Source organism: Streptomyces sp. NPDC059256, from assembly GCF_042753785.1.
Lineage (GTDB): Bacteria > Actinomycetota > Actinomycetes > Streptomycetales > Streptomycetaceae > Streptomyces.
Map to the genome: position 1 here is coordinate 249895 of NZ_JBHYZO010000008.1, position 20503 is coordinate 270397.

General features: G+C 69.8%; 15 protein-coding genes. 6 read left to right on the forward strand and 9 right to left on the reverse strand.

Annotated elements, in window-relative coordinates; genetic code table 11:
• Window positions 1–119 precede the first annotated feature (119 nt).
• The 5 genes from ACFXJL_RS20390 to ACFXJL_RS20410 all read right to left on the reverse strand — a co-directional run bounded on the left by ACFXJL_RS20390 (window position 120) and on the right by ACFXJL_RS20410 (window position 8810).
• Window positions 120–3428 carry an NACHT domain-containing protein gene (locus tag ACFXJL_RS20390; RefSeq protein ID WP_384694309.1) on the reverse strand — a complete coding sequence of 1103 codons (3309 nt, stop codon included), beginning with the start codon at window positions 3426–3428 and terminating at the stop codon, window positions 120–122.
• A gap of 200 nt (window positions 3429–3628) precedes the next feature.
• The gene (locus tag ACFXJL_RS20395; RefSeq protein WP_384694312.1) at window positions 3629–4561 is read right to left on the reverse strand and encodes an LD-carboxypeptidase; all 933 of its coding nucleotides are present in this window, start codon (window positions 4559–4561) and stop codon (window positions 3629–3631) included.
• Window positions 4558–6582: a prolyl oligopeptidase family serine peptidase gene (locus ACFXJL_RS20400; protein ID WP_384694315.1), complete on the reverse strand. Its 2025-nt coding sequence runs from the start codon at window positions 6580–6582 to the stop codon at window positions 4558–4560. The genes ACFXJL_RS20395 and ACFXJL_RS20400 overlap by 4 nt, the downstream gene beginning before the upstream one ends.
• Window positions 6583–6616: 34 nt before the next feature.
• Complete coding sequence (locus tag ACFXJL_RS20405; RefSeq protein ID WP_384694318.1) at window positions 6617–7984, reverse strand: M20/M25/M40 family metallo-hydrolase; 1368 nt, start codon at window positions 7982–7984, stop codon at window positions 6617–6619.
• On the reverse strand, window positions 7977–8810 hold the full coding sequence (locus ACFXJL_RS20410; protein ID WP_358877850.1) for a M55 family metallopeptidase: 834 nt from the start codon (window positions 8808–8810) through the stop codon (window positions 7977–7979). Before ACFXJL_RS20410 ends, ACFXJL_RS20405 begins: the two co-directional genes overlap by 8 nt.
• Window positions 8811–10176: 1366 nt before the next feature.
• Here ACFXJL_RS20410 and ACFXJL_RS20415 point away from each other — a divergent pair.
• Complete coding sequence (locus tag ACFXJL_RS20415) at window positions 10177–10701, forward strand: DoxX family protein (RefSeq protein ID WP_329024841.1); 525 nt, start codon at window positions 10177–10179, stop codon at window positions 10699–10701.
• 175 nt (window positions 10702–10876) lie between these two features.
• Here ACFXJL_RS20415 and ACFXJL_RS20420 read toward each other — a convergent pair whose 3' ends face one another.
• Window positions 10877–11623, reverse strand: a complete 747-nt coding sequence (locus tag ACFXJL_RS20420) for a class I SAM-dependent methyltransferase (RefSeq protein WP_358877851.1) — start codon at window positions 11621–11623, stop codon at window positions 10877–10879.
• A gap of 419 nt (window positions 11624–12042) precedes the next feature.
• Window positions 12043–12498, reverse strand: a complete 456-nt coding sequence (locus tag ACFXJL_RS20425) for an SRPBCC family protein (protein WP_384694322.1) — start codon at window positions 12496–12498, stop codon at window positions 12043–12045.
• Window positions 12499–12700: 202 nt separating this feature from the next.
• On the opposite strand from ACFXJL_RS20425, the gene ACFXJL_RS20430 reads away from it, so the two are divergent.
• The 3 genes from ACFXJL_RS20430 (at window position 12701) to ACFXJL_RS20440 (ending at window position 14824) form a co-directional block, all read left to right on the forward strand.
• Complete coding sequence (locus ACFXJL_RS20430) at window positions 12701–13744, forward strand: Rv2578c family radical SAM protein (RefSeq protein WP_358877853.1); 1044 nt, start codon at window positions 12701–12703, stop codon at window positions 13742–13744.
• Between the two features lie 128 nt (window positions 13745–13872).
• Window positions 13873–14283, forward strand: coding sequence for a RidA family protein (locus ACFXJL_RS20435; RefSeq protein ID WP_358877854.1), 411 nt, complete (start codon window positions 13873–13875; stop codon window positions 14281–14283).
• 4 nt (window positions 14284–14287) lie between these two features.
• Window positions 14288–14824, forward strand: coding sequence for a GNAT family N-acetyltransferase (locus tag ACFXJL_RS20440; protein WP_358877855.1), 537 nt, complete (start codon window positions 14288–14290; stop codon window positions 14822–14824).
• Between the two features lie 55 nt (window positions 14825–14879).
• On the opposite strand, the gene ACFXJL_RS20445 is transcribed toward ACFXJL_RS20440, so the two are convergent.
• Window positions 14880–16655 (reverse strand): helix-turn-helix domain-containing protein, encoded by a 1776-nt coding sequence (locus ACFXJL_RS20445; RefSeq protein WP_384694327.1) that lies wholly within the window; start codon window positions 16653–16655, stop codon window positions 14880–14882.
• Between the two features lie 176 nt (window positions 16656–16831).
• On the opposite strand from ACFXJL_RS20445, the gene ACFXJL_RS20450 reads away from it, so the two are divergent.
• Complete coding sequence (locus ACFXJL_RS20450; RefSeq protein WP_384694330.1) at window positions 16832–17428, forward strand: hypothetical protein; 597 nt, start codon at window positions 16832–16834, stop codon at window positions 17426–17428.
• Window positions 17429–17624: 196 nt separating this feature from the next.
• On the opposite strand, the gene ACFXJL_RS20455 is transcribed toward ACFXJL_RS20450, so the two are convergent.
• Complete coding sequence (locus tag ACFXJL_RS20455) at window positions 17625–18191, reverse strand: adenylosuccinate lyase (protein WP_358877858.1); 567 nt, start codon at window positions 18189–18191, stop codon at window positions 17625–17627.
• A 489-nt stretch (window positions 18192–18680) separates the two neighbouring features.
• Here ACFXJL_RS20455 and ACFXJL_RS20460 point away from each other — a divergent pair, with 489 nt between their 5' ends.
• A complete protein-coding gene (locus tag ACFXJL_RS20460) occupies window positions 18681–20483 on the forward strand; it encodes a 3-hydroxyacyl-CoA dehydrogenase family protein (RefSeq protein ID WP_384694333.1) in 1803 nt (600 codons plus the stop codon).
• Window positions 20484–20503 lie beyond the last annotated feature (20 nt).

Genomic DNA, 20503 nt, shown 5'->3' on the forward strand with positions numbered 1-20503 from the left:
AGCGCCGCTCGCAACGGCTCCCGGGCGCTCCGTCGGCCCCTACCGGCCGCGGAGCGCCCCGCTCCCCCGAGGCCGCAGCAGCCAGCCCATGACCGTGCTGCGTTCCTGGTGGTGACCGATCAACCCCGCGGCTGCGCCGGCGGTCGGCTCTGGGTGTAGATGTCATTGACGGTCTTGCGCATCACATCCGCGTGTTCCTCGGCGACCACGGTCCGCAGCCCCAGCAGGTAGTGGCGACCGTCCAGGCTGAAGGCACGTACCAACTCGACACAGCGCAGCCCGTCCGGATCCGGCCGGTCGGTGGTCGGCTCGTCCCGGCAGGAGAAGTCGGCGATGACAGTCGTGGCATCCGCCCACGACCAGTCGGTCGCCGTGGTGCGCCGGGTGGAGACGGCATCGAGGTAGCGCTCGATGGCCTCGCCGTCGCAGGGCGCGGCACCGCACGGGCGCAGGTCAGCGGTCAGCCGGCCGTGGAGCGATCCGACGGCCGTGGCGGAGTCGACGGATTCGGTCCGGCACACCGGACCGCGCTCGCACTCCATCGGCGGCCCCCGGAAGACGAAGGGGAAGCCTTCCAGTTCCAGCAGTTGGGAGCGGTCGTTCGGCTGCCAGACCGGGCCCGCGAGCGAGCGCGGGCCCTCCTTGCGGTAGCGCAGGTACTTGGACTGCGCCGACAGCGGGGGGCTGGATACGGCGTCGAGGGCGGTGCCCGGGGAAGGGCCGAGTCCGGCGTTGTGCAGCACCTGACGGGTCAGGATGCCCGCCATGGAGGCGACCCGGGGCCGGTCGGACGCCTGTTCGCGGTAGTGGAGGTCCACGACGACGTTCTTGGCCCGGGCCCGTACCGACGCCGTGGCCTCTCCCGGCCGCAGGTCGTCGGAGCGGATCTCTGCCGCGTCGCCCACTCCGCTGAGCCGGTCGCCGCGATGGGACTGCACCCGGCGGTCGGCCACGGTGAGAGCACTCCGCCCACCGTCGGGCCGCTCGACGGTGACGGTCAACTCCACGCGGACATCGCGGTGGAAGGGCGCGAGTTCGGTCCACCGGCACCGATCCGGGCCCCCGATTCGACGGTCCGGTTGGCTGTGCGGGTCGCTCATCGCGGGCGCGAGTTGGCCGGGGGTGAGCAGGGAGCACGCCGACGCCACGGTGTGCACGGGTCCGGGCGGGCCGAGGGTGTGCACCGCAGCGGCGAACAGCCAGACCATGATGGTCAGCCCGGCACCGATCTCCAGGGCGGCCCGGTTGACACGGCGCTTGCCGCGCGGGGGTGCGGCCCGCCGCGGGAGGTCATCCCCCGCGAGCCGGTTCAGGAGTGCTCCATGGCGGAAGCGGTAGCGGCCACCGCTCTGTCGTAGTACGCCGCGGCGGTGCGCATCGTGCAGGAACGCGCTCAGCTGCCACGGCAGTTCGCCCCGGGCCGCGAGGTAGATGCGCGCCACGGTGTAACGCCCCCAGGCCGAGAGGGCGACTCCGTACAGCAGCCAGGCGATCAACCCCAACAGTACGGGGGCGGCCCAGGCCCGGTCCCCGCTCTGGTCGGCTCCCGCGGACAGCAACCACAGCAGTACGGCGATCGGGGTGAGGATCAGTGCGGTGCGCAGCGCGCCGAGCCAGCCGTCCTGGCCGAGCGGTCGCTGTACCCCGGTGAGGAAGGCCGCGGTCCGGTCCTGCCCGAGCAGTTGCCAGGGGGTGCTGGCCGCCGTGGTGTCCGCGGGCTCGGTCAGCGGCAGCGGGCGGGAGAGCCGGGCGCGCCAACGCCGTGGCGCCGGCAGCACGGCTGCGTCGATCACCCGCCACCCCAGCACCAGGGCGATCAACGCCAGGAGCGCCAGGGTCGGCCAGACCGTGCCGCCGGGGGCAACGGTCGTACGGGCGGCGCCCAGGCCGATCCCGTAGACGACGGCGGTCATGGCGGCGATGGCCGGCAGGAATCCCAGCGGCCCCGTCCAGCGGGGAGCGGCCAGATCGAGCCGCCACCACTCCAGTTCCTGCGTGCCGCCGGCGCGCACATGGCGGGCGAGGAAGCGCAGCCAGCGCTCTGCCGCGACCGGGTTCCAACTGCGGTCGGCGAGCGGGCCCTGGTAGACGGAGGGCAGGAAGCGGTCGAAGAGGTGGGCCCGGATGGTGTCGGCGTCGGGGAACTTCTCGGTGTCGTGGAGCAGTTCCGCGGGATCGGCGCGGGTGTCGCTGTAGGAGGCGCGGGCGAGCGCGACCATGAGGGGAGTGGAGAGGACGCTGCGCAGCCGATCGGCGGCCCCTTCGCCAAGCTCGGCCTCATCGGTGGTCCCACGGTTCGTCCCGGTGCTGGTCCCATCGGTGCGGAGCCGGTCGAGGACGGGGTCCCACTGGGGGGCTATGCGGCCGGCGGCGCTGGTGGGCCGGCTCGTACGCGGTAGGTATTCGGCCAGTTGGGCGACGGTGAGCCGCTCCAGTTCCACGACGGCGGCAGCGGTCAGGACCTGACTGCCTGCGACGGTGCTCCGGTAGGCGTCCGTACGGCTCGTGAGCACGAATCCCGCGGCGGGGCGCAGGGTGGCCTGGAACTCGGCGAGCGCACCGGGCCGAAGCGCGGTCGGGATGTCGTCCCATCCGTCGAGCACGGGCAGGATACGACCGCTGCGCAGCAGCGCGGAGGCGAGCGCCCGCCGCTCCTCGTCAGGGCCGGCGAGCCGGGGGTGTCGGTCGGCGATGTACTCGGCCGCCCACTGCCACAGGGACTGGCGCCCCGGCTGCCAACAGGCCAACGGGAGGATCACCGGCACGGGCCCCTTGCCCAGGGCGCGCCGGGCGAAGCGCAGGGCCAGCACCGACTTCCCGGCCCCCGTGGCGCCGAGCACCACCAGTCGACGCGATGGCAGCCGCGCGAAGACGTCGTTGATGTCGTCGAACTCTCCGCCGAGGTCGGGCATTTGACTGCTGCCCCGGCTGATGCTCGCCACATGGTCCGACAGCCGTGGGTCGGCAGCGCGCCAGCGGACCTGGAGGGGGATCGGATCGTGGAGGCGAGCGCGCCGTTCTTCCTGGTCGTAGGCCGTGCGCAGCCAGTCGCCTAGTCGTGCGGCGGCCAGGTCGAGCCGATCGGCGCCGAGGTCGAAGTCACGGCCGCGTCTGGACCATGCCGCACGGGTCAACTGCCAGAGCCCGATGGCGAGCACACCACCGCCGAGCCAGAGGGGCCCGGTCCAGTGCGGATCGACGCGCCACAGCGTCAGGGCACCGCCGGTCGTGGCCAGGAGCAGCGCCACCACCATGTGCAGCGGCTGTGGGCGATATGGCCGAGGCGGATCGATGCGAAGGTGCGGCTCGTCTTCGAGTGAGCCGGTCCGGGTGAGGTTCGCGGCGTGTCCGCCGCTCGCGGGGTGGACGACCGTGCTGGGGACAGGGCGGGTCCGCCGTGCGCTCCACGACTCCAACTGCCCCTTCATATGCTCATCGTGCCACCCCGACGATCAGTACACGCCACCTTTGCGAACGTCTACGCGCCCGCACCGTCCCACCATGCGGAACGCCATGGCTCAAGGCACGGCCGCAGCGTACCCCCGAATCCGCTCCCACCGCCCCGAGTGGGCCCACTCCACCGGGCTGGCGTTGAGAGCAGGGCGGGCGTTTGAGGCAAGGCGGGCGTTCAGAGCAGGGCCGGCTCGTCCAGGGTCAGGGTCGCCGCGTCCGCGTCCAGCACCGCAGCCACGCCGAGCGGCATGGTGAGGTTCTGCCCTCCGTGGCCAAATCCCAGTTCCTCGACGACGGGGACACCGAGTCCGCCGAGTCGGTCCACCAGTACCCGCCGTACGCGGTCATAGGGTCCGCACTCCGCCCATGAGCCCAAGGCGATGCCCTGCACCCCGTCCAGCCATCCCGAGCGCAGCAGTTGGGTCAGGATGCGGTCGAGGCGGTAGTCGTCCTCGCCGACGTCTTCGAGGAGCAGGAGTCCACCGGCCGCGTTCGGGCGGGCGTGGGGCGTGCCCAGGTCGGCCGCGAGGAGGCTGGCACAACCGCCGAGCGTGATGCCGCGGGCCCGGCCGGGCACCAGGGTGCCCGCGGTCTCCAGTGCGAGGACGCGTACCGACTCCGGTTCGAAGAGGGTCGCCCGGAGGGACTCCCGGGTCGTCTCGTCCTTGAGGAACGTCAGGGCGCCTGGCATGGCGCCGTGCAGGGTGGCCAGTCCCATCCGGGTCGCGAACGCCTCGTGCAGGGCGGTGATGTCGCTGTAGCCGGCGAACACCTTGGGCCCTGCGGCACGGATCGCCGTCCAGTCCAGTAGGTCGACCATGCGCTGTGCGCCGTAGCCGCCGCGGGCGCACAGGACGGCGGAGACGGTCGGATCGCACCAGGCTTCGGTGAGGTCCCGGGCCCGCTCGTGGTCGGTCGCCGCCAGATACGGGAAGTTCTGGTGGCCACCGCGGACATGCGGCATGACCAGCGGGTCGAGCCCCCAACCGCGCAGCACCTCAAGTCCCTCGTCGAGCCGTTCGTCGGGTACCGGACCGCTGGGTGCGACAACGGCGACCTTGGCCCCGGGCCGCAGTCGGGCGGCCCGGGTCAGGGGGGTGAGGGTCACTTCTTGAGCTCCAGTGGGGGAACGTCGGACCGTTCGAAGCCGAAGGTCTGGGCGTAGAGGGAGATTTCGGCTTCGATCGCGCGCACCATCGTGTCCGCCCGGCGGAAGCCGTGGCCCTCGCCGTCGAAGGCGATGTAGGCGTGCGGAACGCCGCGCCCCGCCATCTGTCCCAGGAACCGTTCGGCTTGTACGGGCGGGCAGATGACGTCGTCGAGCCCTTGGAGCAGCAGGAAGGGGGTGGTGATGCGGTCGGTGTGCTGGAGCGGTGAGCGCTGCCGGTAGCGGTCCGGTACCTCTGCGAGGGGGCCGATCAGGGATTCCAGGTACTGCGATTCGAAGTCGTGGGTTTCGCCGTCGGCCCATCCGATGAGGTCCAGTACGGGGTAGCTGATGCTTCCGCAGGCGTAGACATCGGTGTGGGCGAGGGACGCGGCGGTGGTCCAGCCTCCGGCGCTGCCGCCGCGGATGGCGAGCCGCGAGGCATCGGCGGTGCCCTCGGCGGCCAGTGCCCGGGCGACGGCCGCGCAGTCCTCGACGTCGACGACGCCCCATTGTTCCCGCAGGCTGTCCCGGTACTCACGGCCGTATCCGGTGGATCCGCCGTAGTTGACCTCGGCCACCCCGATGCCGCGGGAGGTGAAGTAGGCGATCTCCAGGTCCAGTACGAGCGGGGAGTGACCGGTGGGGCCGCCGTGGGCCCAGATGACGTACGGGGGCAGTTCGTCGTCGGGCGCGGTTCGGTCGGGGCTGTGCGGCGGATAGATGTGCGCGTGGATCGCGCGGCCTGCGGGCCCTGCGAACGTACGGATGTGGGGTTCCGGGTAGTACGTGGGGTCCACGGGGTCGTCGTGGGGTGCGCCGATGACCCGGGTGTGTCCGGTGCGGGTGTCGAGTTCGACGATCTCGTACGCGCTGCGGGGACTGGCGGCGATACCGACGATCCGATCGCCCTGGACGGCGAGGGAGGACGCCCATTCGGTCCAGGGGCCGGTGGCGTCCACCACTTCCCCGGTCTCCGGGTCGAGGACGCCCAGCGCCGTGGTGCCGGTGCCGTGGACGACGGCGATCAGCCCGTTGTCCAGGGGCTTGAACCACTGGAGGCCGATCTTCCACAGCGGTCCGCCGAACTCCTCGCGACGTCCCGGGCACAGGGCCTCGCCCGCGCCCGCGACGGGAGAGGACTGCGCCGAGGACTCCGTCAGGGCGTCGGGGGTCAGTCGTCGCGGTTCCCACCAGCCGGTGGCGTCCGACAGGAACAGCAGTGAGCCGTCAGGGGCCCACTCGACCTGGCAGATGGATTCCTCGGTGCCTCCGGCGACCGCGCGCACCTCGGAGAACGGGCCGTCCGGGGCGACATCGCCCACCATCGCCAGGGTGCCGTCCCAGGGCATGCGGGGATGGTCCCAGACGATCCAGGCGACCTGCCGCCCGTCGGGGGAGAGCCTCGGGCCGGTGGTGAAGCGGTGCCGGTCGTCGGTGAGTTCGCGCACGGCGCCGCGGTCGTCGGCGGCCGAGCCGTCCAGCGGCACCGCGGCGATCACCCGGCGTACGTCGGTGAGGGAGGCACCGGTGAACTCCTCCAGCACGCACCACACCTCGCCCCGGTCCAGGTGCAGTTGCGGATCGGCCCAGCGTGCGCCGTCTCCGACCGGTGAGAGAGGGGTGAGCGGCCACGGTTGGGCACCGGGGACGTCCGGTTCGTAGGCGTAGAGCCGCTGGTCGGGGAAGTGGACGAAGACGACAAGCGGGGTGCCGTCGGGGCGCAGGGCGCCCGCCCAGGGGTGGCCCCCGTACTCGATGACCCGACTGCGGACGTTCCAGGGCGCGGGGAGCACCGATTCCTCGGCTCCGTCGGTTCGCCCCCGCACCAGGGCGCGTCTGCCTCCCTCCGCGGGCCGGGGTGCGGTCCACCACAGTTCGTCGCCGACCGTGCCGAGGTACTCGGGCCGACCGTCGTGCGAGGCGGCGAGCGCGGCGTCGATCGGTGACGGCCAGGTACCGAAGGCGGCGGTGGGTGCCATGTCCGACTCCCTTGTCAGCAGTTTCACTCGGAGTTCACGCGGATCGGAGGTAGTGGTCGAGCACCTGGACGCCGAAGTGCAGGGCTTCGACGGGTACCCGCTCGTCGACGCCGTGGAACATCGCCGCGTAGTCGTATCCCGCGGGGAGCTTCAGCGGTGAGAAGCCGTAGCCGGTGATGCCGAGGCGGGAGAACTGCTTGGCGTCGGTGCCGCCGGCCATGCAGTAGGGCACCACATGGCCGTCGGGGTCGAAGCGTTCGACGGCCTCGCGGAGCTTGGCGAAGGTCGGGGAGTCGACCGGTGCCTGCAACGCCACCTCGCGGTGGTCGAACTCCCACTCCACGTCGGGTCCGGTGAGCCGGTCCATGGTCTGTGCGAACTCGTCTTCGGCGCCGGGCAGCATGCGTCCGTCGATGTAGGCGGTGGCATGGCCGGGGATCACATTGATCTTGTAGCCAGCAGCCAGCATGGTCGGGTTGGTGCTGTTGCGCACGGTGGGTTCGACCAGTGCGGCGGCGGGTCCGAGCTTGCCGATCAACTCGTCCACGTCGAAGTCCGGGGCATGTACATCTGCGGGTACGCCGTGCAGCCGGGCGAGTTCTGCCAGTGCGGCACGGACGGTCGGGGTGAGCCTGACCGGCCAGCGGTGGTCGCCGATGCGGGCGACTGCGGCAGCGAGCCTGCTGACCGCGTTCGACCGGTTGACCTTGGAGCCGTGTCCCGCCCGGCCGTGGGCGGTGAGCTTGAGCCAGGCGGTGCCCCGCTCGCCCGCGGCGATGGGGTAGAGCGTCATTCCGGGGCCGGCGTGGAAGCTGAAGGCACCGGATTCGCTGATCCCTTCGGTGCACCCCTCGAAGAGGTCCGCGTGCTTCTCGGCGAGGAAGCCGGAGCCGTCCTCGGCGCTGGCCTCCTCATCGGCGGTGAAGGCGACCACGATGTCCCGGCGGGGTCGCACCCCGGCCCGTTCCCAGGCCCGGACGACCGACAGGATCATCGCGTCCATGTTCTTCATGTCGACGGCGCCGCGCCCCCAGACCACCGAGTCGCGGACCTCCCCCGAGAAGGGGTGGACCGTCCAGTCGTCGGGCTCGGCGGGGACCACGTCGAGATGGCCGTGGACCAGCAGGGCGGGTGCGGTGGGATCGGTGCCCTCGATGCGGGCGACGACATTGGTACGACCGGCGGTGCGCTCCAGCATCGCGGGCTGGAGCCCCGCGGCGGCGAGCCGTTCGGCCGCGTACTCGGCGGCGGGACGCTCACGGCAGTCTCCGCCGCCCCGATTGGTGGTGTCGATCCGGATCAACTCGGAGGTGAAGGTCACCACCTCGTCCAGGGCCTGCGCATCGACGGGGCTTGCGTCGATGGGCTCCTGGCCCTGGGCGGTTGCGTTCGTGTTAGCCATACTGCTCCTCCACGGCCGCCGAAACGATGGTGGTGACCGCCTTGAACGTGCGAATGGTGTCGTACATCGTCTCGTTGGTGTACGAGACGCGGCGCTCGCCGTCGATCGCAACACCGGGGACCACGGTGGCGGCGGCGGAGAGGTGTTCGGCGTCGAACTCCAACTCCACGGTGAAGGGGCCGGCCGGCACCGGTTCGTACCGCACGGCGAGAGCTGTGGCCTGGTGGGCGGCGGCGCGGATGTCGGCGGCGGTTCGGGTGGGGGTGCGGCAGACGGCCGCGTACCGCGAGACATGGTCCTTGACGGCGACCTTGCGGGCGTCCGGTGCATAGCCGTCGGCGTCCACGCAGGTCAGGTCGTCGCCGGTGACGAGGACGACCGGGACTCCGTACTCGGCGACCACCTGGGCGTTGAGCAGGCCCTCGCTGGCGCGGGTGCCGTTGAGCCAGACACCGGTGATGGAGTTGGCGAGGTAGGTGTGGGCGAGCACTCCTTCGGCGCCGGCGGCGGTGTGATAGCCGATGAAGGCGATCCCGTCCACATCGCCATGCTGGACGCCCTCCACCATGGAGAGGGATTTATGCCGGCCCGTCAGCATCTCCACGCGCTCGTCCAACTGCTCCAGCAGCAGGTTGCGCATGGACCAGTGCGCCTCGTTGATCAGGACCTCGTCGGCGCCGCCGTCGAAGAAGCCGAGCGCCGCCGCGTTCACATCCGAGGTGAACATGGTGCGACAACGCTCCCACTGGGGTGTGCCGGGCAGCACATCGGCCGGCCAGGTGACACCGGTGGCGCCCTCCATGTCGGCGCTGATGAGGATCTTCACAGCTCGCCCTGCTCTTCCCGGATCAGTGGGGTCCGCTGACCCACCGACCTCCGTCGTTGGCATCGGTCGCATCGGCTTCGAGTAGATCATCCGTACCGTCCGAGGCGGGCGCTGGGCCCGTGCCGTGTCCTGGCGCGACCGCTGGAGGCGGTATGACCCGAACGGCACCCGATCGCCCGATCCAGCCAATAGGCCACGGCGGGGTCGAGCAAGTCGCCCGGGAGGCCGTTCCCTCCCCGCCTACTCGACGGTATGGCACCTTGACCTGGGAAGAATCATATGCGTACCTCAAGAGGGAGGGCCGGGCCGGACAAGGCGACCCTGCTCGTCGCGCGGTTGCGGAGAGCTGCTCGCCGACACACGGCAGCGGCCCGATCGGTGACGACCTGCTCGTAGACGCGGTGCGGCATCCGGATGGCACCTGACGGTCCAATGAACCATGGGTCATCTCGTACCCAGACCCGGTACCGCGAGCCCATCGGGGGTACGTCGATGATGTGTGTCGATGCGGGCGGCGCGGGCCCACGCCCTCGCACTCCGATGCAACCTCCCCTGCACCGGGGGGAGTTCAGAGGCACCCGGGATGAACAGGCATGGGGTTTTATGGGCGGTTGCGTTGGGATGACGTCCGACGGCCGGTCTGGAGACGGTCTGGAGTACTACGGGTGCGGTGTCGACGCGAACTGGTCGACACACACAAGGAACGGGTATTGGTCCAGACCTTTACGGACATGGGCCGAAGCTTATAGCGTGACGCCAGATTCGAACGCATAGCTCAGTCACATCCCCCCACCCCCCACGAGGAACCATGCGTTTGACACAGAGCCGATCGGCGCCCCCATGCGCCCCCACACTACGGACCCCTGGCCGACACACCGTTGAATGTCATGCCCCCAACATGATCAGCGCTCGTACGGCGGCACTCCCCCAACATCCCCGGGTGCCATCACGTCCCACTGCGAGACCGCAGTCACCCACGGCGCCCGCCCCGGCTCCTGCGCGAGTCCCTCGTTCCGGGCGGTCGTCACCGTGGCCATCGCAGGGCGTCGGCGGCCCCCACCGCCGCCGCTCTGCCCGGCCACCGATCGGTAAGGGCGCCATCTAGCCCCAGAAACACGCACACAGCGCATCACCGCGGGATTGCCCTGCCATGGCCGTCATGCCCTCCGGTTCCCTGCCGGTGACCGGACGGACCAGCCGGATCGGCCAGCAGGGCAGTCGCCGTTTCCCATGCGCGCAAGACCGGCGGTCGCACCCCACGAGCGATCGTCAGGAATGACACGAGACCGAGGCGTTGGCGGACCGCTCCCACGGTGAGTTCGGGACATCGGGAGCCGGGACGGCGCCATCGGGAAGGACGGACACGATGAGCTACACCGAACGGACCAGCAGCACCACCCGGCGGATGGCCGAACGGCCCCTGGTGATGACCCCGACGGGGAGACGACGACGCAGCAAACCCCTGATCGGCGCCGCGCTGGCCCGCTATCAGGTACACAGCACCACCGTGCTCAGGATCTCTGTCGGACTGGTCTTCTTCTGGTTCGGAGTGATGAAGTTCGTACCGGCGGCGAGCCCGGCGGAGGACGTCGCCACCCGGACCATGAGCGTACTGACCTTTGATCTCGTACCACCGGAGTTCTCCAGGCCGTTGCTCGCGCTCTTCGAGACCGCGATCGGCGTGGGACTGATATCCGGAGTCCTGTTGCGCCTGGTCCTGACGGCGTTCTTCCTCCATATGACGGGAGTCTTCGCCGCGCTGTTCATCCTGCCGGACGAGATGTGGAACGGGCAGATGGGCACCCCGACCCTGGAGGGGCAGTACATCATCAAGAACGTGGTGCTGATCGCCGCGTGTCTCGCCGTGGCCGCGGATCGACGCAGTCCATAGACGCACCGGGTGGGGCGAAACCTGGTCGTACGGGAGCAGAGTGCCCGTACGACCAGGCCCGGCCCAGGTCAGGCGAACTCGGCGCAGCTGGATTCAGGACATCCATACATCCGGCGACACCCGTCTGTGGAACGACGGTCCCGCCCGACGCACGGACGGGACCTGCCACAGCCCTTCAGCGGGGACGCCCCAGGACGAGCCACTTCGACGGTAGTTCGACGCGAGAGCCGTCGAGTTCGTACTCCGTCGTGATCAGAGGCAGATCGCCGCTCGCCAAGGTCGAGAGCCCGGACCGGGCGAAGAGCTCGATCAGTTCCTCGTCCGGCAGTGCACTGGGCACGATCCCGTGCCGGAACACCGGCAGGAGTTTGGCCGGCGGCCCCGACGGCGAACTGACGAGCTGGGCGAGCCGGGTCCCGGCGACCTCCGTCAACTCCACCACGAAGGCGCGTCCACGCTCACCCACCAGCAGGCCGACCGCCTCCGCGAGATGTTGCCGATCTCCGGGGTCTGCCTGGTGGAGCACCCCGCGCACATAGACGTTGCAGTCGCCCACCTCCTCGTGCAACCGGGCGACCGACTCCATGTCCACGGCGTCGAACGTCCGGAAGGAGAGCAGCCCCGAACACCGGGACGGTCTGGCCTTCTCCTGCTGCCGTCGAGCCAGGTCGATCGCCGCGTCCGCGAGGTCGAGACCCAGTACCGCGGGGAATCTGTCGGCGAGGAAACGGGCCTGGGTGCCGTTGCCGCAGCCCAGGTCGACCATGGTGAGGCCGGCGTCCTCCACCAGTGGTTCGTAGCGCGCCAGATGGCGGCTCGCCGTCAGCGCGGGCTCGGCGTCCCAGAAGACGGCTCCCGGCTCATCGGGCACCTCGGCCCAGAATCCTTCCCAGGCATCCCGATATCGGCTCGTCACGCTCATGGCCAGCCCCCCAGGGATATGACAAAACGTCAACAGGGGTCTATCGCCTGTGCGTTCCCAGGGCAAGTGTGCGGTACGAACCGTCACTCGACTTACCGGGGCCATCGAGGCGGGCGGTCGTCGGCAGTGAGCTGCCCGGGAGGATCATAGACGCCTCCCACGGCGAACGCGGGCGGGCCTGGAGTACGGTCCGCGACCCCGGGGTCAGGACCTTGTGCTTCTGCGTCCCGGCGTCCTGTTCGCTCCTTCACGGGCGCGGAGGCCCTACCAGGGGCGAAGGACCGGGGAAACCGGATCGGCCCGGTGCGCACGGGGGGCCGACAGAGGCTTTCCCGCGGTCCACGGCGCACCCGGCGCAGCACGGCCCCGCGGGAAAACCACTCGAAGAAATGAGTGTTACGACGATCCGAACGGGAGGGCTACCGCTTCGCCTCCTTCTCGACCTCGGTGGCGAGGTTGGCGAGCACCAGGTCGTAGATGCGGGCGAGGCCCTTGGGCGCGAAGGTCTTCTCGAAGAATCCGCCGATGCCGCCGGCACCGGTCCAGACCGTGGTGACGACAGCCTGGCAGGAGCCCTCACCGGCCGGGGTGACCGTCCAGGTGGTGACCATGGAGGAGTTGCGGTCCTTCTCGATCAGCTGGCCGTCGGTCGGCTCGGTGACTTCGAGCAGACAGTCCCGGATTCGCTTGCTGGTGGCCTGGAGCTTCCAGTGGACGAGGGTGCCCTCGCCGTCGCCACCTTCGCGGACCTCGTACTCGCTGAACTGCTCGGGCAGCAGCTTCGCACGGGTGTTCTCATAGTCGGCCAGTGTGTCGAACACCGTCGCCGCGTCCGCCGCGATGGTCCGTTGCGTCGTGGACTCGACCTGCGCCATTGCTGTTCCTCCAGCACTCGGTTGTTCGGGGGTGCCTCCAGGGGCGCCTTAGCCAATCACCTTGCGTGCGGCGACCCAAATCCGGGGCCAACCCACCCCACATTCGAGGTCGGCCCAGGACGTGGAGCAAAAGGCTTGCACTCCGCATGCGAACAGTTGTTCTATTCTAGGTGTGGGGGACGGAACTACTCAGGAGGCGACCATGCGCTGGGACCATCTGACCGAGACCCCTTCGGCGCCACGGACCACGGAGGACGCCGCCCTCTTCGCCACCTCGGCCGTGACGACCAGGACTTTCGACACCCCCGAGTTCAGAGGGATCACCTTCCACGAAGTGCGGGCCCGGTCGATCATCAACCGGGTGCCGGGAGCCTCCCGGATGCCGTTCGAATGGACGGTGAACCCCTATCGGGGCTGCACCCACGCCTGCGTGTACTGCTTCGCCCGCAAGACGCACAGCTATCTGGACCTCGACACCGGCCTCGGCTTCGACTCCCAGATCGTGGTGAAGACCAACGCGCCCGAACTGGTCCGCCGCCAGCTCGGCTCCCGTCAGTGGCGCGGCGCGCACATCGCGATGGGCACGAACGTCGATTGCTACCAGAGGGCGGAAGGACGGTACGGATTGATGCCCGGCATCATCGCCGCCCTGCGCGACTACGCCAATCCCTTCTCGATCCTGACCAAGGGAACGCTGATCCTGCGCGACCTCGACCTGCTGGTACAGGCGGCGGAGGTGACCGATGTGGGCATCTCCGTCTCGGTGGGATTCATCGATGAAGCGCTCTGGCGAACGGTGGAGCCGGGCACTCCGGCGCCCGAGCGACGTCTCGACGTCGTCCGCACCCTGACCGACCACGGCATCGCCTGCGGGGTGCTGATGGCGCCCGTCATCCCCTTCCTCGGCGACCACCCCGACCAGTTGCGGGCCACGGTTCGCGCAATAGCCGAGGCCGGTGCCACCTCGGTCACCCCGCTCGTCCTCCATCTGCGGCCCGGGGCGCGCGAGTGGTTCATGGCCTGGCTGGAGGAACACCATCCGTTTCTGGTGCGCCGATATGAGCGGCTGTACGCGGACGGGGCGTACGCGCCCACCTGGTACCAGCGGCGCATCACCCGCCAGGTGCATGAACTGGCGACCGAGTTCGGCATCGGCCCCACCGGGCCAGGAATGCCACGACGGATCCGGCCCTCGTCCGCGGATGCCGAAGCCGGGGTGGAACAGACACAGCTCACCCTGCTCTGACCTCGCCGCGCGGCGTAGACCTGCTGACCCGCGCTGGCCTGCTGGCCTGCTGATCTGTTGGTTGCCGGTCTGCCGGTCTGACCAACCGCAGATCCAGCGGTGTCAGTGGCGTAGGCAAGGATGAGCGGATGAACTCTCACCTCACCCATGTCACCGCTCCGGAAGGTGTCGCCCCGGGCCGGGGCTACAGCCATGTCGTCTGGGGCACCGGCCGGTTCATCGCCGTCTCCGGGCAGTGCGCCTTCGACGAGGACCGCTCAGTGGTGGGCATCGATGACCCCGAGGTGCAGGCACGGCAGGTCTTCGAGAACATCCGGCGGTGCCTGGCCGCGGCAGGCGCCAGCCTGGACGACGTGGTCAAACTCACCTATTTCGTGACGGACATCCAACATCTGACGGGCATCCGCACCGCCCGAGACGAGGTGTTCGCACCCGACCGGCTGCCGGCCAGCTCCGCCGTCCAGGTCTCCGCGCTGATCCTGCCGGAGCTGCTCGTGGAGATCGAGGCGTACGCCCTGGTCCGGGACGAGGAGCGGTAGGGCCATGACCGTAGGGATCAGGGACATGACCATCGAGGACTGCGACGCGGTCGCCTCGATCCGGGTGCGCGGATGGCAGTACGCCTACGCGGGGCTGATGCCGCAGTCGTACCTGGACGCGATGGACGCCGCCGAGATGGCGGTGAAGGTGCGGGGCTGGCTGAGCGCCGCGGGCCCGAGCCGTGTCACGCATCTCGTCGCCGAGCGGGCGGGTGAAGTCGTGGGCTGGGCCTGCCTCGGCCCCTGTCGGGACGAAGGCACCACATCGCAGCAGGGCGAGATCTATGCGCTCTACGCACACCCCGAGGTGGTGTCGACCGGAGTGGGGCGCGCCCTGATGGCGGAACTGACGACCCGGGCGCACGACCAGGGACTGCACGAACTCCTGCTGTGGGTGGTCGAGGGAAACGACAGGGCCCGCCGCTTCTACGCCAAGGCGGGCTTTGAGCCCGACGGCCTGGAGGAACCCTTCGAGATGGCGGGGATACAGATTCCGGAGCTTCGCTATCGCCGTGCCCTACGCGCGATCCCCGACTCCTAGGAGTACGGGACGACCGCGAGGCCCCGTCCGAACGGGTGCCCCTGCGGCCGGTGGTTCAGGGCTGCGGCGAGGAGCTTTCCGCCCCGCCCCTGCCCTCGCTCGCGCTCACAAGCCGCCAGGCACGCCCGATCGTGTCGTACTCATAGGTCGGCAGGCCCCGGATGCCGCTGGTACGGAACGGGCGTCCGCGGTCGTCGATCCGTACCGTTCCGCTCTGTGCGCCGCTGCTCCACTCCAACTCCAAGTACCAGTCGCAGTCACAGCGGACGGCGCGACCGGTGACCAGCAGGACCTCCGGATCAGAGGCGGAGACCCGATAGGGAAACGAGACCGCGGGAATCTCCACCCCGGCGTCACTGCCGGCCACCGACCGGGCCAGGGGGCGCGGAGCATCGAGATCGACGTCGAACATCCTCGGGGTGAGCGAGCCGCCGCACCCCACGCTCATCAGATACACGTTCTCCTGCGGAGGCGTCCGACGGGCCACGGTCCGCACGCTGAGCGATTGCAGGACGACCGCCTGATCGGTCTTGCCCTGGACGGAGATCCGCACCATGGTCTCGCCACCGTGCACCGCTCCGAGGGAGCCGGCCCAGGGCGCGGCGTCGGACTCGGCCGGGGGCGGCGGGACCCGGGAGGGCTCCCGGTCGACGAGATAGGCGTGGTCGCACTCGTTCTTCCAGACGTGTTGGTCCAGCGTCCAGGAGAACGGCGTACCGACTGGGGCCGCGGGGGAGGTGGTCCGCCCCTTGGGCGCAGTCGGGGAACCGCTCACGCCCGTACCGGCCATCGGCGGTCCACCCTTGGGCGCACCCGAGGACGGGACGGGAGCGGACGCAGAAGGGGACGGGGGCGGGGTCGAGGCGCTCGGGCGACCGTCGGGGGTGGTTGACGTAGGCCGGCCGGTCCGGGCGCCGTCCGGCTGCTCGACCGTGGTGCGCTGTCGATCGGCCCGGGAGAACGGTGAACGGTCGAAGGCCAGCAGGAGAACGAGGCCGACCGCGGTCAGCACGAGTGCGGCCGAGGCGTACACGGCCCGGTGGCGGCGCTGTGGCCGACGCGCACCGAGCACCACAGTCGTCTCCGACGCGCGGCCGTCCGAACGTGCCTCGGAATCGGAAGCCGGCTCAATGACTTCGGTGACCTCGGGGACCAGGGGCGGCACCTGTGCGTCATGGACGACAGACCGACCCGCTCCGGACTGACCCGCTCTGGACTGATCCGCTGCACAGCCATCGGTTCTGGACTGATCCGTTGCATGGAGAGTTGCATGGAGATCTGATCCAGGTTGGTCTGATTTGTTTTGGCCCGTTGTCGATGCGCCCTCACCGGGGGCGGACTGCTCAACCGCAGCCGGTCGTTGGTGGGGCGCTCGCGACTGCTCGGCGCCGTCCTCCGAGGACTCGGCCGGAGCAGTGTTCTCCGTGGCGGGCCGTTCGACGGCCCGTTCCCACCCCGCGTCCGAGCCGGAGGGCGGGGCCGCGCGCTCCGGCCGGTCCCCCGGTGCCGGAACCGTGCCCTGGCCCAACGGCCGTCCGCCCGGCTCGGAGTTCGGCGGTCCCTGCGAAGCCAGTTGGCGCCTGGTGCGTTCGGCGTCGGCGAGCACCCAGAGGCGGTGCAGTGCGACCAGGTCATCGCCCCGGCATCCGCACAGTCGGGCCAGTCGCTCGATGGGGGCGAACTCCATGGGCACGGTGCGCCCGGAGCAGTACCGGTGCAGGGTCGATGCGCTCACCCCCATCCGGCGCGCCAGTGCCCCGTAACTGCGTCCCGATGCCTCCCGCATCTCACGCAGCCGCTGCGCGAACGCCTCCGTGTCATCTGTGCTCACCCGTACAGCTCCCCGGTCCGTTCCAGGACGGCGTTCCACCCTCCCGAGTAATCCCACGTCAGTGGGGGTGGAATGGTTCCATCGTGTCACCCACGGCAGGAGTGCTTGCCGATCGGTCGAGTGGCCGTTGAAGCTGATGGCCGTTCCACCAACCATCATCAGGGGGAAGCACTTCCATGAACATGCTCCGTACCGCTGCCGTGACCGCCGCAGCCATCGGGATGACGATCGCCTCGATGTCCGCCGCCACCGCGGCTCCCGCTCCCGCTCCCGCCTTCCTGACGGCGAAGCAACTGCCCGCCTCGCTCACCCCGTGGACGGCCGGTGCGATCAAGTCGGGTGCCGCTGCCGACTTCTGCACCAAGAACATCGCCCCCAAGGCGTCCAGCAAGCACCGGCTGTTCCAGACGGAGTTGGACACCAGCGCTCACCAAACGATCACGGTCGCCGCCACGGAGGCCAAGGCGAAGACGCTGGTGACCCAGTTGCGCAACTCCATCAACGGTTGCTTGAAGCGCCTCCAGCAGGAGTACCCGGGGTTGAAGGGCACCTCCAAGTACCACGGGAAGATCAATGTGGAGGAGGGTGCCCACGTCTACAGCGTGGACACCGCCGATCCCCAGGTCGGCTCGACGGACATCGCGCTCTACTCGGTGGGACGTGACGGCCGCACGGTGACCGTCGTCGGCTGGAGCCAGTTGGGCGACCTCAGCGGTGCGCCGCTCGCGGGCTTCAAGAAGACCACGCAGACCGCGGTCGCCAAGCTCTACTAGGGACGTCCCCGGCGAGGGGCATCAACGCCCCCACCGCCGCCGGTCTTCCGGTCCAGGTGGGGGAATCGGGGGAGCCGCGGGCTCCGCACCGCGAAGGCGGCTGCGGGACCCGCGGCACTGTGCGTGGGGCACTCCCCCGGGCCTGTCAGGTCGGCGGAGGGAGGTGCCATGCGTACAAGGGGGAGATGAGGGCGGGTCAGCGCAGTCGGGCGAGTGCTGCTTCGGCAGCCGCCGAGAGCCTCGGATGCCAGCGGGCCGATTCCAGCACCGTCCTCGCCCGGGCGTCACCGAGAGCCCCCAGCCCCTCCACACAGGCGAGGGCCACCCGCGCATGGGGATCTCCCGGGGCCAGTCTGCGCCGTAGCACGGTGATCAGGGCCGGTGCGGACTCCGGTGCGCGCAGCCGGGTCAACAGTCGAACGGGCACAAGGGCGTAGGCGACCCTGCGCTCGTTGGTCGCGAGGGCCGCGGCGGCACGGGGGGTGCGGGGGTCGGCGAGCTTGGCGAGTGCGTGGGCTGCCGCGACACAGCGGTCGGGGTCGCGGTGGTTCAGCAGGAGGACCAGCGGTTCGAACGCCCTGGGGTCCTCTCCGCATCCCAGCCGGAAGGCGGCCAGTTCCCTGGCCCACAGGGGCCGTTCGAATTCGATGAGGACCCGGGCCAGTTCTTCGCGGTCCGCGGTGGTCAGCAGCTGCTCGAAGGCCGGCGATCCGCCGGACTCGGACCGTAGGCGCCTGGCCAGCGAACGTAACTCTTCGTCCATGGGGCATCAGCGTAGCGCCACGAAGAATCGGTTCGCTGGCGACCCAGATCACAGTCGTCGGGGGCTGGCGCGCTCGTTACTCGCCAGTTAATCTCAAGTGAGCGGGTAACCCCCGCATTCTCCCGGTGGCCTGGTGACGCAGCCACCGCGAGTGCAGTCGGTTCGGCAAGCACCAGCGGTGCATGAGTCGGTCATGCATCGCCGTACGACGAGGCTCCGGGACAGAGCCCGTCGACCCTTCTCCGCTGGCGACGGGCTCATGCCGTCGCCCAGTTGAAGCTCTTGGTCGATACCCCCGCACGACCTTCGTTCCGTGCGTCCTTCGTTCGGTACGTCCTCCCTCCCGTATGTCTTTCGCTGGGTACGTCTTTCGTCCTGCGATCGCACGGCGGGGCATCCCCAACGCCTTCGCGCGCCTCCCCCGGCACCTCGTGCCAGCTGGTCTGCGCGCACCCGCCCCTTCAGTCGTCACTCACCTGGAGTCCCCCGATGGACACCCCCCTGAGCACCATCGCCGTCGTCGGCCTCGGCACCATGGGCACCGGCATCTCCGAACTCCTCGCCACATCCGGCCGCGAGGTCATCGGCATCGACATCAGTCCGAGCGCCGCCCGCGGGGCCGTGGCCCGGCTGGAGGCTTCCACAGCCCGCTCGGTGCGGTGCGGTCGGATCACCGAGGCCGAACGCCAGGACGTCCTGGCCCGGTTCCGGACCTTCCACGAGTTGGAAGCCGCGGCGGAAGCCGATCTGGTGATCGAGGTCGTGACCGAGTCGTACGAGGTCAAGCGTCAGGTCCTCCGGGCCCTGGACGGTCTGGTGCGCCCCACCACGATCCTGGCCACCGGAACCAACGCCCTGTCGGTCACCCAACTGGCCGCCGAATCAGGGCGGTACCCCGAACGAGTGCTGGGCCTGCACTTCTTCCATCCGGTGCCCGTGATGAAGCTGGTGGAAGTGGTCTCGTCGGTGCTCACATCGCCGGCCGCCGTCGAGGCCGTCACCGCGCTCGCCCGCGAACTGGGAAAGGAACCGGTCTCCATCGGCGACCGACCCGGTTTCATCGCGGACGGGCTGCTGTTCGGCTACCTCAACCAGGCCGCGGCGATGTACGAGTCGAAGTACGCGTCCCGCGAGGACATCGACGCGGCGATGCGACTGGGCTGCGGGCTGCCCATGGGGCCGCTCGCGGTGCTGGACCTGATCGGTGTGGATACCGCTCTCACGGTGCTGGAGGCGATGTACGCACAGTCCCAGGACCGGTTGCACGCCCCGGCGCCGATCCTGCGACAACTGGCCGAGGCGGGGTTGACCGGGCGGAAGGCGGGCCGCGGTTTCTACACCTATACCGCTGCCGACACGACGGGTGACCCCGATGCCTCCACGGTGGTCCCGGACACACTGACCGTGCGGCCCGGGCTGAGGGAACCGGTGGGCCGCGAGGTCCGCTCGGTCGGAGTGGCCGGCTCGGGCACGATGGCCAGCGGGATCGCGGAGGTCTTCGCCCGGGCCGGACACGATGTGGTGATCGCCGCCCGCTCCCTGGAGAAGGCCGAGAACGCCAAGGCCCGCATCGCAGGGTCCCTGTCCCGTTCCGTCGACAAGGGACGGATGACGGCCGAGGCGCGGGACAGCACCCTGGGGCGGATCACCCCGTCGGGCTCCTTGGACTCCTTCCGCGAGGTGGATCTCGTCCTGGAGGCCGTCGCCGAGGAGCTGGAGGTCAAGCGGCAACTGTTCACCGCTCTGGACAGGATCTGCCGACCGGGCGCCATCTTGGCCACCACCACCTCATCGCTGTCCGTGGTGGCCTGTGCGAAGGCGACCAGCCGACCGCAGGACGTGATCGGGATGCACTTCTTCAACCCCGCGCCGGCCATGAAGCTGGTCGAGGTCGTCCGTACGGTGCTCACGTCGGACGAGGTCCACGCCACTGTGCGTTCGGTGACCGCGGGGATCAAGAAGCATCCCGTCGACTGCGGCGACCGGGCGGGCTTCATCGTGAACGCGTTGCTCTTCCCCTATCTCAACAATGCGATCAAGATGCTGGAGGACCACTATGCGAGCCCCGACGACATCGACGCGGCCATGAAGCTGGGCGGCGGCTATCCGATGGGGCCCTTCGAACTGCTCGACGTGGTGGGGCTCGACGTGTCCCTCGCGATCGAAAAGGCGCTGCACCGGGAGTTCCGCGATCCGGGGCTCGCGCCCGCGCCGCTCCTGGAACACCTGGTCGCCGCGGGGTGCCTGGGCCGTAAGTCAGGGCGTGGCTTTCGCGAACATGCCCGGCGCTGATCTTCGGACCGATGGGGGCG

Excerpts from the sequence above, each read along its gene's own strand:
- ACFXJL_RS20390 (WP_384694309.1), bottom strand. The coding sequence starts at position 3,428 with ATGAAGGGGCAGTTGGAGTCGTGGAGCGCACGGCGGACCCGCCCTGTC.
- ACFXJL_RS20400 (WP_384694315.1), bottom strand. The coding sequence starts at position 6,582 with ATGGCACCCACCGCCGCCTTCGGTACCTGGCCGTCACCGATCGACGCC.
- ACFXJL_RS20455 (WP_358877858.1), bottom strand. The coding sequence starts at position 18,191 with ATGGACGAAGAGTTACGTTCGCTGGCCAGGCGCCTACGGTCCGAGTCC.
- ACFXJL_RS20450 (WP_384694330.1), top strand. The coding sequence starts at position 16,832 with ATGAACATGCTCCGTACCGCTGCCGTGACCGCCGCAGCCATCGGGATG.
- ACFXJL_RS20440 (WP_358877855.1), top strand. The coding sequence starts at position 14,288 with ATGACCGTAGGGATCAGGGACATGACCATCGAGGACTGCGACGCGGTC.
- ACFXJL_RS20405 (WP_384694318.1), bottom strand. The coding sequence starts at position 7,984 with ATGGCTAACACGAACGCAACCGCCCAGGGCCAGGAGCCCATCGACGCA.
- ACFXJL_RS20460 (WP_384694333.1), top strand. The coding sequence starts at position 18,681 with ATGGACACCCCCCTGAGCACCATCGCCGTCGTCGGCCTCGGCACCATG.
- ACFXJL_RS20420 (WP_358877851.1), bottom strand. The coding sequence starts at position 11,623 with ATGAGCGTGACGAGCCGATATCGGGATGCCTGGGAAGGATTCTGGGCC.
- ACFXJL_RS20430 (WP_358877853.1), top strand. The coding sequence starts at position 12,701 with ATGCGCTGGGACCATCTGACCGAGACCCCTTCGGCGCCACGGACCACG.
- ACFXJL_RS20435 (WP_358877854.1), top strand. The coding sequence starts at position 13,873 with ATGAACTCTCACCTCACCCATGTCACCGCTCCGGAAGGTGTCGCCCCG.
- ACFXJL_RS20425 (WP_384694322.1), bottom strand. The coding sequence starts at position 12,498 with ATGGCGCAGGTCGAGTCCACGACGCAACGGACCATCGCGGCGGACGCG.
- ACFXJL_RS20415 (WP_329024841.1), top strand. The coding sequence starts at position 10,177 with ATGAGCTACACCGAACGGACCAGCAGCACCACCCGGCGGATGGCCGAA.